Source organism: Gordonia malaquae (genome assembly GCF_037148075.1).
In the GTDB taxonomy this organism is placed as follows: Bacteria; Actinomycetota; Actinomycetes; order Mycobacteriales; family Mycobacteriaceae; genus Gordonia; species Gordonia malaquae.
The window spans coordinates 753,256-769,447 of sequence record NZ_JBBCUB010000001.1 but is presented as its reverse complement, the minus strand read 5'-3'; the positions used below and the strand labels follow the sequence as shown (position 1 = coordinate 769,447).

The 16,192-nt window shown below is 66.7% G+C and carries 16 protein-coding genes and 1 riboswitch; of the genes, 10 read left to right on the top strand and 6 right to left on the bottom strand.

Annotated elements, in window-relative coordinates; genetic code table 11:
• Positions 1-67: 67 nt before the first annotated feature.
• Positions 68-2,443: an acetyl-CoA acetyltransferase gene (locus WFK36_RS03820; RefSeq protein WP_336789820.1), complete on the top strand. Its 2,376-nt coding sequence runs from the start codon at positions 68-70 to the stop codon at positions 2,441-2,443.
• Between the two features lie 11 nt (positions 2,444-2,454).
• Here WFK36_RS03820 and WFK36_RS03815 read toward each other — a convergent pair whose 3' ends face one another.
• Complete coding sequence (locus WFK36_RS03815; RefSeq protein ID WP_336789818.1) at positions 2,455-3,183, bottom strand: hypothetical protein; 729 nt, start codon at positions 3,181-3,183, stop codon at positions 2,455-2,457.
• A 91-nt stretch (positions 3,184-3,274) separates the two neighbouring features.
• Here WFK36_RS03815 and WFK36_RS03810 point away from each other — a divergent pair, with 91 nt between their 5' ends.
• The 7 genes from WFK36_RS03810 to WFK36_RS03780 all read left to right on the top strand — a co-directional run bounded on the left by WFK36_RS03810 (position 3,275) and on the right by WFK36_RS03780 (position 9,248).
• Positions 3,275-3,886 carry a TetR/AcrR family transcriptional regulator gene (locus WFK36_RS03810; protein ID WP_336789816.1) on the top strand — a complete coding sequence of 204 codons (612 nt, stop codon included), beginning with the start codon at positions 3,275-3,277 and terminating at the stop codon, positions 3,884-3,886.
• A 23-nt stretch (positions 3,887-3,909) separates the two neighbouring features.
• On the top strand, positions 3,910-4,674 hold the full coding sequence (locus tag WFK36_RS03805) for a hypothetical protein (RefSeq protein WP_336789814.1): 765 nt from the start codon (positions 3,910-3,912) through the stop codon (positions 4,672-4,674).
• 84 nt (positions 4,675-4,758) lie between these two features.
• The gene (locus tag WFK36_RS03800; protein ID WP_336789812.1) at positions 4,759-6,282 is read left to right on the top strand and encodes a CoA-acylating methylmalonate-semialdehyde dehydrogenase; all 1,524 of its coding nucleotides are present in this window, start codon (positions 4,759-4,761) and stop codon (positions 6,280-6,282) included.
• A 9-nt stretch (positions 6,283-6,291) separates the two neighbouring features.
• Positions 6,292-7,464, top strand: coding sequence for an acyl-CoA dehydrogenase family protein (locus WFK36_RS03795; RefSeq protein WP_336789810.1), 1,173 nt, complete (start codon positions 6,292-6,294; stop codon positions 7,462-7,464).
• A 29-nt stretch (positions 7,465-7,493) separates the two neighbouring features.
• A complete protein-coding gene (gene mmsB / locus WFK36_RS03790; RefSeq protein ID WP_336789808.1) occupies positions 7,494-8,360 on the top strand; it encodes a 3-hydroxyisobutyrate dehydrogenase in 867 nt (288 codons plus the stop codon).
• A 37-nt stretch (positions 8,361-8,397) separates the two neighbouring features.
• The gene (locus WFK36_RS03785) at positions 8,398-8,892 is read left to right on the top strand and encodes a MarR family winged helix-turn-helix transcriptional regulator (protein WP_336789806.1); all 495 of its coding nucleotides are present in this window, start codon (positions 8,398-8,400) and stop codon (positions 8,890-8,892) included.
• A 146-nt stretch (positions 8,893-9,038) separates the two neighbouring features.
• Positions 9,039-9,248, top strand: a complete 210-nt coding sequence (locus WFK36_RS03780) for a CsbD family protein (protein ID WP_336789804.1) — start codon at positions 9,039-9,041, stop codon at positions 9,246-9,248.
• 53 nt (positions 9,249-9,301) lie between these two features.
• On the opposite strand, the gene WFK36_RS03775 is transcribed toward WFK36_RS03780, so the two are convergent.
• Positions 9,302-9,616, bottom strand: a complete 315-nt coding sequence (locus tag WFK36_RS03775) for a DMT family transporter (RefSeq protein WP_008378289.1) — start codon at positions 9,614-9,616, stop codon at positions 9,302-9,304.
• A 17-nt stretch (positions 9,617-9,633) separates the two neighbouring features.
• Positions 9,634-9,698: riboswitch (guanidine-III (ykkC-III) riboswitch) on the bottom strand.
• Between the two features lie 105 nt (positions 9,699-9,803).
• Here WFK36_RS03775 and WFK36_RS03770 point away from each other — a divergent pair.
• Positions 9,804-10,172: a DoxX family protein gene (locus WFK36_RS03770; protein WP_336789802.1), complete on the top strand. Its 369-nt coding sequence runs from the start codon at positions 9,804-9,806 to the stop codon at positions 10,170-10,172.
• Here the strand turns inward: WFK36_RS03770 and WFK36_RS03765 are convergent.
• Both WFK36_RS03765 and WFK36_RS03760 read right to left on the bottom strand, forming a co-directional pair.
• Positions 10,169-10,819, bottom strand: a complete 651-nt coding sequence (locus tag WFK36_RS03765; RefSeq protein ID WP_336789800.1) for a response regulator transcription factor — start codon at positions 10,817-10,819, stop codon at positions 10,169-10,171. The two genes, WFK36_RS03770 and WFK36_RS03765, sit on opposite strands and share 4 nt — an antisense overlap.
• The gene (locus WFK36_RS03760; RefSeq protein ID WP_336789798.1) at positions 10,816-11,931 is read right to left on the bottom strand and encodes a sensor histidine kinase; all 1,116 of its coding nucleotides are present in this window, start codon (positions 11,929-11,931) and stop codon (positions 10,816-10,818) included. Before WFK36_RS03760 ends, WFK36_RS03765 begins: the two co-directional genes overlap by 4 nt.
• 110 nt (positions 11,932-12,041) lie before the next feature.
• Between WFK36_RS03760 and WFK36_RS03755 the strand changes: the two genes are divergently transcribed.
• Positions 12,042-12,581, top strand: coding sequence for a hypothetical protein (locus WFK36_RS03755; RefSeq protein WP_223291398.1), 540 nt, complete (start codon positions 12,042-12,044; stop codon positions 12,579-12,581).
• On the opposite strand, the gene WFK36_RS03750 is transcribed toward WFK36_RS03755, so the two are convergent.
• Both WFK36_RS03750 and WFK36_RS03745 read right to left on the bottom strand, forming a co-directional pair.
• Positions 12,569-13,552 carry a TauD/TfdA dioxygenase family protein gene (locus WFK36_RS03750; RefSeq protein WP_336789796.1) on the bottom strand — a complete coding sequence of 328 codons (984 nt, stop codon included), beginning with the start codon at positions 13,550-13,552 and terminating at the stop codon, positions 12,569-12,571. The two genes, WFK36_RS03755 and WFK36_RS03750, sit on opposite strands and share 13 nt — an antisense overlap.
• A 136-nt stretch (positions 13,553-13,688) precedes the next feature.
• Positions 13,689-16,040 (bottom strand): arylsulfatase, encoded by a 2,352-nt coding sequence (locus WFK36_RS03745; RefSeq protein WP_336789794.1) that lies wholly within the window; start codon positions 16,038-16,040, stop codon positions 13,689-13,691.
• Between the last annotated feature and the right edge of the window lie 152 nt (positions 16,041-16,192).

Below are 16,192 nucleotides of genomic sequence, written 5' to 3'. Positions count from 1 at the left end.
AACATCGATATCCCTTCCACCACTACCTGAATGCCATCAGCCAATGGCAACGTGGGAACGTAGCGTCATGGCAATCACGACCGCCGGCGACATCGATCCGGCCACTCCCGTCATCGTAGGCGTCGGTCAGGCGTCCGAACGCCTCGGCGACGCCGACTACCGTGGGCTCGGCGAAGCGGATCTCGCGGCCGACGCCGCCCGCGCCGCGTTCGCCGACACCGGTGTCGACCCGGCGCAGGTCGCGGCACTGATCGACGTCGCGGCCGCTGTGCGGTCGTTCGAGAAGTCGAGTCCGGCGTCGTCGTCTCCACTGGGCCGGCCGAACAACATGCCGCGTGCTGTCGCGGCGCGCATCGGAATGGCCCCTCGCCGGGCCGTCGAAGAGGTCACCGGCGGCCAGAGCCCGCAGCACCTGGTCACCGAGTTCGCCACGGAGATCAGCGCCGGCCGCACCGATGCCGTCCTGCTGTTCGGGGCCGAGGTGATGTCGACGGTCCGTGCCGCCCTCAAGCAGGATGAGCGTCCCGACTTCACGGAGGATCTCGAGGGGCAACTGGAGGACCGCGGATACCAGATCGCAGGCCTCACCTCGATCGACGAGGTGAAGCACGGCGTGGTGATCCCGATCGCGCAGTACTCACTGCTGGAGAACGCGCGCCGCCACCGGCTTGGTCTGTCGCAGTCGGAGTACGCCTCCGACATGGGCGCGTTGTTCGCGCCGATGACTCACGTCGCCGAGTCGAATCCCCATTCGGCGAGCACACACGTGCATTCGGCCGACGATCTCGCCGTCCCGACAGAGGAGAATCGGCGCGTCTCCGTCCCGTACACGCGCCGACTCGTCTCACGCGACCAGGTCAATCAGGCTGCCGCCGTGGTTCTCATGTCGGCGGGAGCGGCGACGAAAGCAGGCATCGATCCGTCACGGTGGGTGTTCCTGCACGGGTACTCCGACCTGCGCGAACCGCCGCTGCTCGAACGCCCCGACCTGTCCCGGTCCCCCGCTGCGGCGGCCGCGCTCGATGCAGCGTTGAAGATGGCGGGCATCGGCATCAACGACGTCAGCTCGCTGGACTTGTACAGCTGCTTCCCCATCGCCGTCTCGAACGCCGCCGACGCACTCGGCCTGGCAGCCGACGATCCTCGCGGCCTGACGGTCACCGGCGGTCTCCCCTACTTCGGCGGTCCGGGCAACAACTACTCGATGCACGCGATCGTCGAGATAGTCGACCGATCCCGACGCGCACCCGGTTCGTTCGGACTCGTCGCCGCGAACGGTGGTGTGATGAGCAAGTACTCGGTCGGCGTGTACTCGACGACGCCGCGCGCTCTCGCGCCGTCCACCTCTGACGCCGTGCAGGCGGAGCTCGACGTGGCGCCGCGAGTGGAGATCAGTCGATACGCCGACGGGCGCGCGACGATCGAGACGTTCACCGTCCTCAATCCCGACCGTGACGACCGTGCGGGGACCGTGATCGGACGCCTGTACGACGGAACGCGGTTCATCGCCACCGCCGACGGCGACGCGCTGCTCGACCTGTTGACCGGACCGGGCGATCCGATCGGGCAGACCGTGTACGCGCGGTCGTCGGCCTCCCGGAACGTCGTGACGGCCACCCGCTCTGAATTGGACGAACGCCATCCCCGGCCCGCGGTCGGCTTCGCCGACGAGTACCAGGACCTGATCGTCCGGCGGGACGGGCACGTCCTCGAAGTGGTGATCAATCGTCCGAACTCCCGCAACGCGATCAGTCCGGCGACCAACGCCGAACTCGACGCCGTCTTCGACGCCTACTTCGCCGACCCCGACCTCTGGGTCGCGATCCTCACCGGCGCAGGTGACAAGGCGTTCTCCTCGGGCAACGACCTCGCTGCGAGTGCGGGCGGAAGCGGCTTGTCGATGCCGGAGAACGGGTTCGCGGGCCTCACGGCGCGCACTCGCCTGCCCAAGCCGATCATCGCGGCGGTCAACGGTTTCGCCCTCGGTGGAGGCCTGGAGATCGCCCTGGCCTGTCACGTTATCGTCGCCGACGAGAAGGCGACTTTTGGACTTCCCGAGGTGAAGGTCGGGCTGGTCGCGGCTGCCGGCGGGCTCGTTCGCCTCCCGCGCGTCGTCCCGCCCGCGCTTGCGCGCGACATGATCCTGACCGGTCGTCGAATCGACGCGCCGGAAGCGCTCGCTCACGGCCTGGTCTCCCGTGTCGCTCCCCACGGCGAGGTGCTCGACCTCGCACGGACCGTCGCACAGGAGATCCTCGCAGCGTCGCCGGTCGCGGTCCGCTCGTCGATCAGCACGATGGCGCGGGCCGACGCCGAACCCGAGACCGTGACCGCAGTCCGACAGAGCCTCGACGTCTTGAACACCGTCCTGGTCAGCGAGGACACCCGTGAGGGCATCATGGCGTTTGTGCAGAAGCGTCCGCCGAACTGGTCCGGCAGGTAGCGGGGAGGCTTTCAGCCGGCGAAAGCGGCCTCGAACCAGTTGGAGAACTCGCAGGCGAGATGCCATCGATGTCCGGAGATCACAGTCTGCAGCATCGGGAGCGGGAACTCGACCAGCAGTCGCGCGTGGACGCCGTCGGCGGTGTCGCGGAACTGGTGCCGGACGCCGCCGATCGGGCGGCCCGTTGAACTGATCGCGACGCCGTCGAGCCGCACCGGGAACTGCGGGTCGATCGGCGTGACCAGACTGGACACGTCGTCGTAGTCGATGTCGAAGAGAGCCGCGAACGGGCTGCCCCCGTTCGTCTCGAGAACCTGCTGTCGGCCTCCTGCCATGCGAAGCACGAAATGGTCCGGGCAGGAGCGTTCCATCGCGTCCTGGTTCGAGGAGAACGTGATCTCGGTGAACCAGTCGGCGAACTCTTGCGCGGTCCCTCCAGGCACGTGGAGTTCGGTGACGCAGATGCGTCGACGCCGGCTGAGTGATGCCTGCGCACGTCCCACAATGTCGGCGATCCGCGCATCACGCTCGAGTCGACGGAGCATCTCATCGTCACCGAGGGCCCGCTTGATCTGCAGCCACTCCTCGCGACGTTCGCTGACCGGCATCGGGTCCGGCGCCGGAACCCCGAGCTTCTTCGCCGCGGCGTCGATTCGCTTGTCCTCCCAGGCGAGGACATCGGCGCGAGACACCTGCCGACCATTGATCGTCGCCGTGATGTCGAGTTCAGGCAGGGCCATCTCGTTCCTAACGCTAGGTGAACTATCGTTAAGTGACGCTAGGCGCGTCATTTCACGGCGTCAACCCCCCGATCCGGCAAGAATGGAAGTCGTGCCCGACACCAAACCGCCCCTCCGACGCACCGGCGGGCGTTCCGCGCGTGTGCAGGAGGCCGTCGAAACCGCCGCACTGAAACTCTTGCTGAGCGGTGGACGCATCGGGTTGACGATGCGCGCCGTCGCACAGGAGGCCGGAGTCGCCGAGACCACCGTGTACCGACGGTGGCCGTCAACCGACCACCTGGTCGCTGCCGCGCTGCTGAGGCTGGCCGATGCCGACAACCCGATACCCGACACCGGCTCACTCGAAGGCGATCTGAGCGAGTTGCTCACACAGATCGTTGATCTCTTGAGTCGGCCGGAGGTGATTCGAGTGGTGCGGAGCGCGGCCGCACTCGACGGCGCCACCACTGTCGACGAGGCCCGCTCGACATTCTTCAGCAACCGATTCGCGGCGTCGTCGGTGATCGTGGAACGGGCCGTCGACCGCCGAGAACTGCCGTCGACCGCCGACCCGTATCGAGTCATCGAAGCCCTCGTCGCCCCCGCCTACATGCGCGCACTTCTCGGCAACAGGACGTTCGACGACCGGTTCATCGCCGACTCGGTGGCGTACACGCTCGCCGGAGCGGGAGCATTCGACACGGAACAGCCCCGGCCGTAGGTTCGTCCGACAAGGATGGGTCCATGCACTGGTTCAACTGGTGGTGGAGTCACGAAGTGGTCCACGGCGGTAAGGGGCCGCTGCTGCTCGCCCTGATCGCGTTCGTGGTGACGTTCCTGGTCACCCGGATCATCACTCGGCTCATCCGGGCCGGCATCGGCCCGTTCGGGAACATCAACATCGACGGCGTCCATCTGCACCACTCCACACCCGGAGTAGTCATGGTGATCGGCGGCGGTCTCACCGCGGTGGGCGCCCCGACGCTGTCCGTCTGGGCATACCTCGCCGCGTTCGCCGTCGGGAGCGGCTCGGCCCTCGTCCTCGACGAGTTCGCGATGATCTTCCGCCTGCGAGATGTGTATTGGAGCGAAGAAGGCCAGATGTCGATCGGCGCGGCGACGCTGGCCGCCGCGTGTCTGTGCCTCGCAGTCGTCGGCCTGTCTCCCGCCAGCGTGCCGGGGCTGTCCGGGGCGGTTCTGTGGATCCGGTACGCGCTGATGGTGTTTCTCGCGCTCAACCTGACAGCAGTCGCGGTTGTCGCATTGAAGGGCAAGTACCCGACGGCCGTGGTCGGCGTGTTCGTGGCGCCGGTCGCATGGATCGCCGCGATTCGGCTCGCCCGGCCCACGTCACTCTGGGCCCGCGTCCGCTACGACGAGCACCGGAGAGGCTTGGCCCGCCGCCGCCTGGACCGATTCGACCGCAGGTGGGGGCCGATTCAGCGGTGGTGGGCCGACCTGATCGGCGGCAGGCCGACACGACTCGACCATCCCCCGGAAGAAAACTAGGACGTCCAACCTATTGCATTACTTGGACATCCAAGTTTATGGTGATCGTGACCACCTGGAGAGTTGTACGAGAGGCTGTTTCACATGGGCGATCTGCGCACCATCGACCACTACATCGACGGCGCACGCGTCGCAGGCACCGGCGCGACCGCCGACGTCTACGACCCCAGCACCGGCGCCGTGCAGGCGCAGGTCCCACTCGCGTCGACCGCCGACGTCGACGCCGCCGTCGCGTCGGCCGCAGTCGCGCAGCGCGAATGGGCGTCGTGGAACCCGCAGCGTCGAGCCCGCGTCATGATGCGTTTCGTCGATCTGGTCAACCAGAACATCGACGAGCTGGCCGAGCTCCTGTCGTCCGAGCACGGCAAGACGATCGCCGATGCCAAGGGCGACGTGCAGCGCGGCATCGAGGTGATCGAGTTCTCGATCGGCATCCCCCATTTGCTCAAGGGCGAGTACACCGAGGGTGCGGGCACGGGGATCGACGTCTACTCGATGCGTCAGCCGCTCGGCGTCGTCGCAGGCATCACTCCGTTCAACTTCCCCGCGATGATCCCGCTCTGGAAGGCCGGCCCCGCGTTGGCGTGCGGCAATGCGTTTGTCCTGAAGCCGTCCGAACGCGACCCGTCGGTTCCGGTGCGGCTCGCCGAACTGTTCTCCGAGGCCGGACTCCCCGACGGGGTGTTCCAGGTGGTGCACGGCGACAAGACCGCCGTCGACGCGCTGCTGAACAATCCGACGGTCAAGGCCGTCGGCTTCGTCGGCAGCTCCGACATCGCGCAGTACATCTACTCGACGTGCGCCGCGAACGGCAAGCGCAGCCAGGCGTTCGGCGGCGCCAAGAACCACATGATCATCCTTCCGGACGCCGACCTCGACCAGGCCGTCGACGCCCTCATCGGCGCGGGCTACGGCTCGGCGGGCGAGCGGTGCATGGCGATCTCGGTGGCGGTTCCGGTCGGCGAGGAGACGGCGGAGGCGTTGCGCGCCAAGCTCGTCGAGCGCATCGCGGCCCTGCGCGTGGGCCACAGCCACGACCCGGCCGCCGATTACGGTCCGCTTGTCAGTGCTGCCGCACTTGAGCGCGTGAAGAACTACATCGGCAAGGGCGTCGAGGAAGGCGCGGAGCTCGTCGTCGACGGTCGGACCCGCGGCAGTGACGACGCCCAGTTCAACGGCGTCGACATCTCCGGCGGCTACTACCTCGGTCCCACCCTCTTCGACCGCGTCACCAAGGACATGTCGATCTGGACGGATGAGATCTTCGGTCCCGTCCTCACGATCGTCCGGGCTGCGGACTACGAAGAGGCGCTCGCCCTGCCGACCGAGCACGAGTACGGCAACGGCGTCGCGATCTTCACCCGTGACGGCGACGCCGCCCGTGACTTCACCTCGCGTGTGGAGGTCGGCATGGTCGGCGTCAACGTGCCGATCCCGGTTCCCGTCGCGTATCACACTTTCGGCGGCTGGAAGCGTTCCGGTTTCGGCGACCTGAATCAGCACGGACCTGCGTCGATCATGTTCTACACGAAGACCAAGACGGTCACGTCACGGTGGCCGTCGGGCATCAAGGACGGCGCCGAGTTCTCCATCCCGACGATGAACTGAGGCTCGGGCATGCCCTACCCGGTTCTGAACGACGACGACCGGATCGTCGTCGAGACGGCGCGCGACTTCGCGCGCAAGCGCCTCGCACCGCACTCCCTGGAGTGGGACGCGACCAAGCACTTCCCCGTCGAGGAGATGGTGGAGGCCGCGTCGCTCGGCATGGCCGCGATCTACACCCGAGAAGATGTGGGTGGATCCGGACTGCGTCGTATCGACGGTGTTCGGATCTTCGAGGAGCTCGCCAAGGCCGATCCGGTGACGGCGGCGTTCCTGTCGATCCACAACATGTGCACGTGGATGGTCGACACCTACGGCACCGACGAACAGCGCAAACGCTTCGTCCCGAAGATGGCGTCGATGGAGTTCATGGCGAGCTACTGCCTCACCGAGCCGGGCGCGGGCTCGGACGCCGCCGCCTTGTCGACGTCGGCCAGACGGGACGGTGACGAGTGGGTGCTGCGCGGGTCCAAGCAGTTCATCTCCGGTGGCGGAGTGTCGGACGTGTACGTGGTCATGGCCCGCACCGGCGATGCGGGAGCCCGCGGCATCTCGACGTTTGTCGTCGAGCGCGATACGCCCGGGCTGTCGTTCGGACCTGCGGAGGCCAAGATGGGCTGGCACAACCAGCCGACCGCGCAGGTGGTCTTCGACGACGTCCGAGTCCAGGCGGACGCCATGCTCGGCGGCGCCGACGGAGAGGGAACCGGCTTCTCTATCGCCATGAACGGGCTCAACGGCGGACGGTTGAACATCGCCGCCTGCTCGCTCGGCGGCGCACAGGCTGCGTACGACGCCGCCCTGAAGTACGTAGCCGATCGGCACGCATTCGGAGCGCCTCTGATCGACGAACCGACGATTCGCGCGACTATCGCGGAGATGGCGATGAACCTCGAGGCATCACGGCTGATGCTGTGGCGTGCGGCAGAGGCCGTCGACTCGGGAGACCCCGACAAGGTGGAACTGTGTGCGATGGCCAAGCGGTTCGTCACCGAGCACTGCTTCACGATCGCCGACCAGGCCCTGCAATTGCACGGCGGGTACGGCTACCTGCATGAGACGGGTGTGGAGAAGATCGTCCGCGATCTGCGAGTGAACCGCATCCTGGAAGGCACCAACGAGATCATGCGGATGGTCATCGGCCGCGCCGAAGCCGCCCGCGTCACGAAGGAGAAGACCCGATGAACGGGACGAGTGAAACGAGAGGGCAATCGATGCGCGTCGCATTCCTTGGACTCGGCAACATGGGCGGACCGATGGCCGCGAACCTCATCGCCGCAGGTCACACTGTCGTCGGGTTCGACCTGTCGGATGTTGCGCTCGCCCACGCGGCCGAGCACGGCGTCCAACCCGTCGACTCGGCACGGGCGGCCGTCGACGGCGCGGACGCTGTCATCACGATGCTGCCGAGCGGCGCGATCGTGAAAGCCGTGTACAGAGACGTCCTCCCCGTCGCCGCCGAGGGCAGTGTCTTCATCGACTCGTCGACGATCTCCGTCGAGGATGCGCGCCACGTGAATGAGCAGGCACTGGCCGCGGGCATGCGCCAGGTGGACGCACCCGTGTCGGGCGGCGTGAAGGGCGCCACCGCGGGCACCCTGGCGTTCATGGTCGGCGGAGACGACCCGTCCGTGGCCGCAGCAGACCCCGTGCTCGAGCCGATGGCCGGAAAGGTCGTGCCGTGCGGCGGCTCCGGAAACGGCCAGGCTGCCAAGTTGTGCAACAACATGATCCTGGCGGTCCAGCAGATCGCCGTCGGTGAGGCGTTTGTGCTGGCAGAGAAGTTGGGCCTGGCCGATCAGGCGTTGTACGACGTCGTGACGGGTGCGACGGGCAACTGCTGGGCGTTGCACACGAACTGTCCCGTCCCGGGTCCGGTGCCCACGGCGCCGTCGGAGAACGAGTACAAGCCGGGGTTCGCAACTGCGCTCATGAACAAGGATCTCGGCCTTGCGATGGACGCCGTCGCAGCGACGGGATCAACGGCGCCGCTCGGCTCGCATGCGGCAGGACTGTACGCGGCGTATGCCGCCGAGCACGGACATCTCGACTTCAGTGCGATAATCGACACCTTGCGTTGACCGAGACTCGGTGAGCGCCCAGACCCGAGGAGGGCCCGTGCGAGACGACCGTGATCCGATCGCGCGGGCTCGCCGCAATTGGGAGGACGCCGGCTGGGGTGGTGAGATCGCCGATGGCATGGAGGCGGTCACGTCCGTCATGCGTGCGCATCAGATCATGCTGGCGCGCGTCGAGCAGGAGTTGAAGCCGTTCGGTCTGACGTTCGCACGGTTCGAACTGCTGCGTCTCCTCGCGTTCACTCGCCTCGGCGAACTCCCCATCTCCAAGGCGTCAGACCGTCTCCAAGTGCACGTCTCGTCGACGACGAGTGCGATCGCGCGCCTCGTCGACGCCGGGCTCGTCGAACGCCGACCGCACCCGACAGACGGCCGGACGACCCTCGTCGCGATCACCGAGGCGGGCCGCGACCGTGTGGAACTCGCCACTACAGCCCTGAACACTGTGTTCGCCGACATAGGCATGCCCTCCGACGAATCACGTGCTCTGGTGAGCGCCATTCGGTCCCTTCGTGCAGCTCACGGCGATTTCTGACGCGGTCCGCACTGCGGCGTGCCCGATGAACTCACAACGAGTCTGACCACTGCGAGACCCGGCGCTCTTCGGTAGCGTCGGTGGTGTCGTCCAATCGGACGGCCACCCGGAAGGGTTGAGCGCTCGATCGAAGGGAGATTCACACCATGGGACTCGCAGACGACGCACAGAACAAGGCCGACGATCTGAAGGGCCGCGCCAAGGAGGCGACCGGCGCCGCGATCGGCGACGACGACCTGAAGGCCGAAGGTCAGGCAGACCAGGGGCTCGCCGCGGTTCGTGAGAAGGCCACCGAAGTGGCCGACAAGGTGAAGGACGGCATCGACTCGGTGAAGGACAAGCTCACCGGACGCTGAGCAGACGCGAACAGCGGGCGGCCGAATTCGATTCGGCCGCCCGCTGTTCTATGTCAGGACGCGAGCTTGAGGCCCACGACTCCGCCGACGATCGCAATGATGCACATGATCCGGACCATGCTGACGGCTTCGTCCCCGGAGACCATCGCGTAGACGACGGTGACGGTGGCCCCGATGCCGACCCAGACCGCATAGGCCGTGCCGATCGGCAGATCGCGCATCGCGATCGCCAGCCCGGCCATGCTCGCGACCAGTGCCACACCGAAGACGACTGATGGATAGAGGCGGCTGAAACCCTCCGACTTTCCGAGGGCGGTCGCCCATACGGCTTCGAGCAGCCCGGACACGACAAGAATGATCCACGACATGAGATGCACCTTTCGAACAAACACCGTCTTGTCGCAGGCCGGGTACGGTGAGCTCGTCCGGGGGCCGAGTTCCGGCCACTCCCCTGACCATACCTAGCCTCGACGTGCAGGCCAATGCCGTTTGTGGTGCGATCAGTCACCACCGGAGACCATTGCCGCGTGACACCGTTCGTCCTACGGTCAGAACATGAACGCACCGACTGACCTGCTCCGCGATCCGCGCCTGTACCAACTCGCCGCCGTCGGCCAGGCCGCCGACGCAGTAGCGTGCATCGGCCCCATCCCCTACATCACCCGATGCCTGGACAGCGTCGAGTATCCACAGACGAATCGTTGGATCTTTCCCGTTGTGAAGGGCGCGTCGGCGGTCGGACTGGCGTCCGTGACACGTTCGCCCGCCCTCGCTCGTCTGACGGCGATCATGCTGACGATCTACTTCACCCTCGCCGTCGGCTCCCACGTGCGCGTCCGCGACTTCGGACTCAACGCCACCGCCGCGACATCGTTCCTGCTGTTCTACGGTGCACTCGCCGCGACGGGACCGGTGGACCGCTAGACGAGCCCGGCCGCAGCGGCGATCACCGCGGCCTGTACGCGTGACGGCGCGTCCAGCTTCATCAGGACCCGCGAGACGTGCGTCTTCACCGTCGACTCCCCGATGCCCAGTCGACGTGCGATCTGCGCGTTCGACAATCCTGCACCCACCCCGCCGAGCACATCGCGCTCACGGTCAGTCAGCGCCGAGAGGTCGGGAACCGCGGGTGCGGGCCGAGTGCGCATGGCGTCGACGACAGCCCTGGTGACTCCCGCGTCGAGGACGGCGTCGCCCTCGGCCACCCGCAGCGTCCCATCGACGAGTTCGGCCCCGGACGCGGTCTTCAACAGGAACCCCGAAGCGCCTGCAGACAACGCGCCGACGACGTACTCGTCGAGACCGAACGTCGTCAGCACCAATACGCGCGCATCGGTCGCGGAGGTGACCGCGGCCGTTGCCGCCAGACCATCGACACCGGGCATCCGCACGTCCATCAGCACGACGTCGGGGCGCAGTTCTACCGCAAGGCGGATTGCGGCGGTGCCGTCGGCCGCCTCCCCGACCACAGTGATCCGCCCGGAGGCTTCGAGCACCATCCGCAGTCCTTCACGCACGGCGGCGTGATCGTCGGCCAGCACCACCCGGACCCTGCTCGTCACACTGCTCATCGGGGAAGCTCCGCCGTCACGATCCACTCCTGTCCGACAGGTCCGGCGTCGAGGTGTCCCCCGATGCTCTCTGCCCTGATCTGCATGTTCGCCAACCCCCGGCCCCTCGTCGAAGGCGCTTCGGCGGCCCAGTCGTTCCGGACGATCACACGAACAGCGCGGGCGCCGCTGGACAGTTCGACGGTGACCGGGCGCCCGGGTGCGTGCTTGGTCGCGTTCGCGAGGGCCTCCCCCACGATCCGGGTGACGACGGCTTCCAAACGACGAGGCATTCCGGTCACGTCACCGTTCACGGAGACCGTCGAGCCGACAGCGTCCGCGGCGTCGATCAGCGGATCGAGCGATGACCAGCGGACCGTTGTGATCTCGTCACCATCGGTGGCGAGCAGATCGATCATCGCCCTCAGCTCGCCGAGTGCCGCGAGCGAGTTCCCGCGGATCGATTCGACGACGGGCCCCGGTTCGGCGGCGTCACGCGCCGCTTCGGACAGGATCGCGATCGCGGACACGTGCCCGGCGACGGTGTCGTGGAGTTCACGAGAGAGCCGCCGACGTTCGTCGGCGAGTGCTGCGGCCCGTTCTGCCTGCGCCTGTGCGACCGCCGCCGACTTCTCCGCGTCGGCCGCCCGCCGGGTCGCGACAACCGACAGCCCGTAGCCGATCGGCGACAGCAGAAGTGCAACACCGATCAGGCCGGTCAGCACGCCTGCACGAGCACCTCCGGCGATCGCCCCGGCGACTGCACCGGCGACGGTTGCGACCACTCCGAGCACGATCACCACGCGTCGAAGGCGATCCGACCCGCGGACCACACCGATGTACATCACGTCCGATAGCGCGATCCACAACGGAAGCGACGGGCCCGCATACGCGTCGAATGCCAGCAGAAGCCCCATCGCGCCGAGAGCGAGTGCAGGCCTGCGCTGGGCGGACAGCTGGACGAGAAACGCCGCCGACAGGATGCCGAGCTTTCCGTACCAGGGATACCGATCGACATCGGTGAAGAACACGAACGATCCGGACGCCCACATCAGCAGGCCGACAGCAAGGGTGCCGGCGGCCATCACGTTCGCCCCGTTCAGCATGCTGTCTCGGTGGAATCGGATCGTCATCGTCTCCAACTACAGCACACCGGACGCCTGCGCGGGTCCCCCTAAAGTACGACCCCGCCGACGTCGATCGGCGGATGCGCCGCATGGTGGACGCGGGGCACGGTGAATCCATGAACCCCGTATTGATCACCATCGCCGCCTGCGAGATCGGCTTCTGGGCGTTTGTCGTCGGAGGACTCGCCCTCCGCTATCTGGCTCGACTCACGCGTGCATCGACGATCGTCCTCGCCTGTGTTCCGCTGATCGACCTGGTTCTGCTGATCGCGGTGACTGTCGATCTGGCCAGGGGCGGCGACGTCGAGTTCGCCCATCGACTCGCACCGATCTACCTCGGCGGCACGCTGATGTTCGGGCATCGGATGATCGCGTGGGCCGATGTGCGTTTTGCGCACCGATTCGCCGACGGGCCCGCACCGGTGCCGATCCCGTCGACCGGTCCGGTGCGAGCCCGTCATGAGTGGTCCGACTTCGGGCGATGGCTGGGCGCCGTCGCCATCGCCGCGGTGATCACCGCAGCCCTCGGTTACACCGTCGCGGATTCCACTCAGCGTGAGGCCATGTTCGGGAGTTTCGGGATGCTCGGCACGATCACCGTCATCTGGTTGCTCACCGGCCCTGTCTGGTATTCGTTCAAAGATCAGGCGGCGTAGACGTCCAGCCGCCGAGGCTCGTCGATGCTCGAGTAGTGCGACGCGTCGCCGGAGATGATTCGGCTCGACTCCCCGTCGACGCTCACCGGCACATCACCGGCAAGTGTGATGCGGTGCAGCCTGCGCTCCTGCCCACCGAAGTCGGCGATTCCATAGTGCTGCGTCGCCCGGTTGTCCCAGATGGCGACATCGCCGAGGCTCCAGTTCCATCGGAAGGTGTTCTCCAGGCGGGTGATCCGGTTCTGGAACACCTGGTAGAGCGCCGCGAACTCACCGGGCTTCAGCTGGTGGAACTCTTTGACGAAGTGTCCGAGCAGCAGACTCCGCTCACCCGTCTCCGGGTGGACCCGGACCACGGGGTGCAGCGTCTGGTACTCCGAGCTCGTGAACTCCTTGTAGTGCTCGGTCCGGCGCGCGGTCTCCTGGTCGCCGCCACCGTGCTCGGACGTGACGTAGTCGTAGAGGTTGGAGTGCTTCGCCCACAGAGTGTCTGCGAACGCGCGCAACGACGCCGGCAACTGGTCGTAGGCGGCGACGGTGGACGCCCAGGTGGTGGCCCCTCCCCACGCTGGGAGTGTGACGGCCCGCAGGATCGACGCCTTCGGGATCCGGTCGACGAACGACACGTCGGTGTGCCAGCTGTTGGCAGCGCCTTCGATCGTCAGCAGCTGGCTGCCCCGCGAGGTGACGGTCGGGTGCGGGAGTGTCGGCTCTCCAAGACGCTGTGCGAATGCGTACTGCCCGTCGTCGTCGAGGTGCTCTTGTCCGCTGAACACGACCACCTTGTTGACGGCGAGCGCGAGTCGAATCGCCTCTGCCTGATCGTCACTGATCTCGCCGCCCAGACGCACCCCGCTGATTCGGGCGCCGATGTACTCTCCGAGCTTGTCCACCCTGATTCCGGCATCGGCGTAAATGCTTTCCGCCGCAGCAGCACGGTCGGCGTGATTCTCAATGGAAGTGATTGTCATGGCTGAATTCCTTTCACCCTTGAAGGCGAGTGTGAAATGTGGGGGGAATTGATGATCGACGCGAATGCGTGACACTCATGAAATCGAATCGGCGCGATGAGCACCACACATCGAATCATCGTGATTGCAAGTCGGTTCAATCGGCGACATCGGCCGCCTGCTGATCGATGGTGCGCCGAATCGGCTCCGGGACGCGGACCCGCCCGGGCCGGTATGTGACGGAGACGAGCGACTCCGGAGCTCGGAACACACCGCGTCTGGCCCGCAGATCGCTGTCGACCGCGCCTCGCGCGTCGAGGCCCACTGAGATGCCTGTCCATGGCGCCATCCCCACCAACTGCACCGCCCGCGGGAGATCGGCGACCCGCGATTCGGCGCCGTCGACTGTCACGTCGACAGTGAAATCCCACCGGACGTCGTCGGACGCCCGAGCTCTGAGGGTCACGGCCTCCGGCCGCTCCGGCAACGGTCCGGACACCCGGTGCACCCGCCCGTAGGCGTTGTAGACGAAGCTCAGCACTCCGTTCTCGACGACGACCAGGTAGCCGCCCTGGACGTCTCCGTGCGCGACGAGGACACCCTCGTCCGACGGCTCCCAGTCGCGGAGTTCCACGACGACCTCGAAGTCGCGGTACGCGATCAGCCTGCTCGACCGGTACCGTTCCAGCGTCGGCGTGCCCCGGAGGAGCCGGACGTCGGATGCAAAACGCTCAGCTTCGGCGGGGCGGCGTCTCACCTGGTCACCGACGGTGTCGAACAGGGGGAACACCGTGTTGCGCCATGCGGCCTCGTCCCATGCGGCGGCCAGCTCTGCGACGACATCCGGATGATCGGCGGCGACGTCGACGGTCTCGGCGGGATCGGTCCGCACGTCGTACAGCTCCCATTGAGGACGGTCGACGTCGGCCGGATCGCCGTCGTGCAACGACAGCAGCTTCCAGCCGTCGCGGTAGAAGCCCCGGTGTCCGCCGAACTCCGCGTACTGCTCGGTCCGCGGCGACGCCGCGTCGGGTTCGCGCAGGAACTCGGCGACGCTCACACCGTCACGTTCGATCGCGTCGACGCCGTGTCTGGTCCGCGGCGTGTCGACACCGGCGAGCTCGAGCAGGGTCGGCGCGAGGTCGGTGACGTAGGCGAACTGGCGTCGTACCCCGTTGTCGTCGGCCACTCTCGTCAGACCGCCCGGCCAGGACAGGACGAACGGAACCCGGACGCCGCCGGCGAACGTCTGGCCCTTGTAGAACCGGAACGGAGTGTTGGACGCCTGTCCCCAGCCGCGCGGGTAATGCACTCCGAGTTCGGGTGAACCGATGAGCGACTCGTCGTGTGGCACGTCGCGCTCCCAGTCCGGCGGAACCGGACCGTGGACGAACTGGCTGAAGTAGGAGCGGGTCCCCTCCGCCCCGCCTTCGGCCGTGCCGCCGTTGTCGGAGGTGAAGACGATGATCGTGTCGTCGAGTTCGCCGAGGTCGTCGAGGAGGTCGACGATCCGCCCGACACTCTGATCAACACTGTCGACGAGAGCTGCGTACACCTCCTGGTAGCGCTGGTAGCGGTTCTTCTCCTCGTCCGACAGGTCGTCCCACGGCGGTGCGTCGTACCCGGGTTCGGTGTTCCGCTCCCGGATCGGAGTCCCCGGGTCGAAGAGCCCGTCGGCCACCTGCTTCGCGAATCGCCTGCGCCGGACCTCGTCCCAGCCGTCGGCATACCGGCCTCGATGCCGGTCGAGGTCTGCGGGCTTCACCTGATGAGGACCGTGCATCGCGATGTGCGCGAAATACAGGAAGAACGGCTTGTCCGCGTCGTGCGCACGCAGAGCTTTGACCTGCCCGATCGCTCGATCAGTCAGATCATCGGTGACGTAGTAGCCCTCCGGGTACTCGTCGACGTCCACCACCGAGTTGTCGGCGATCAGCTGGTTCGGGTGGAAGAACGAGTTCAGTCCTTCCAGCGATCCGTAGTAACTGTCGAAACCTCGCTGCAGAGGCCACGACTTCCGGGATCGCCCCGGACTCATGTCGGCATCGCGGACGAGGTGCCATTTGCCGACGGCGAACGTCGCGTACCCCGACTCGCGGAGAATCTCCGGCAGCGTCAAGACGTCGTCGGCCAACTCGAGGCGCAGTCCCGGAAACCCCGGGTCGGAGTTGGCAACGCTGCCGTACCCCGCGCGGTGTGGATTGACGCCGGTCAACAAGGCTGCTCTGGCAGGCGAGCAGACCGGAGTCGTGTGGTAATTGCTCAGCCGGTAACCGGTCGCGGCGATCCGGTCGATGTTGGGTGTCGGGATCTCGGCGCCGAACGGACCGATGTCGGAGTAGCCGAGATCGTCGATGAGCACCACGACGATGTTGGGCCGTCGGCGGCCGTCCGTGTCGGCGGGCCACCACGGCGTCGACGCGGACGTGGTCCGCCCCACCGTTCCACCGAAATCGTCGTATCCGCGGGCGTAGTCGGGAATTCCACTCGTCACTTCGTGGCCTTTCATGCAGTGTCCGAACGTGTCGTCGGCGCCGCAGGCACCGATTCGAGCACCATTCCCGACATCCCGGCGCACCGTCAAAACTTTGAATCGTCGTGATTGGAAGTGATCCTTTCGACGACGCTCTGCTGAATCATTCATTGCCAACCGCACCCACC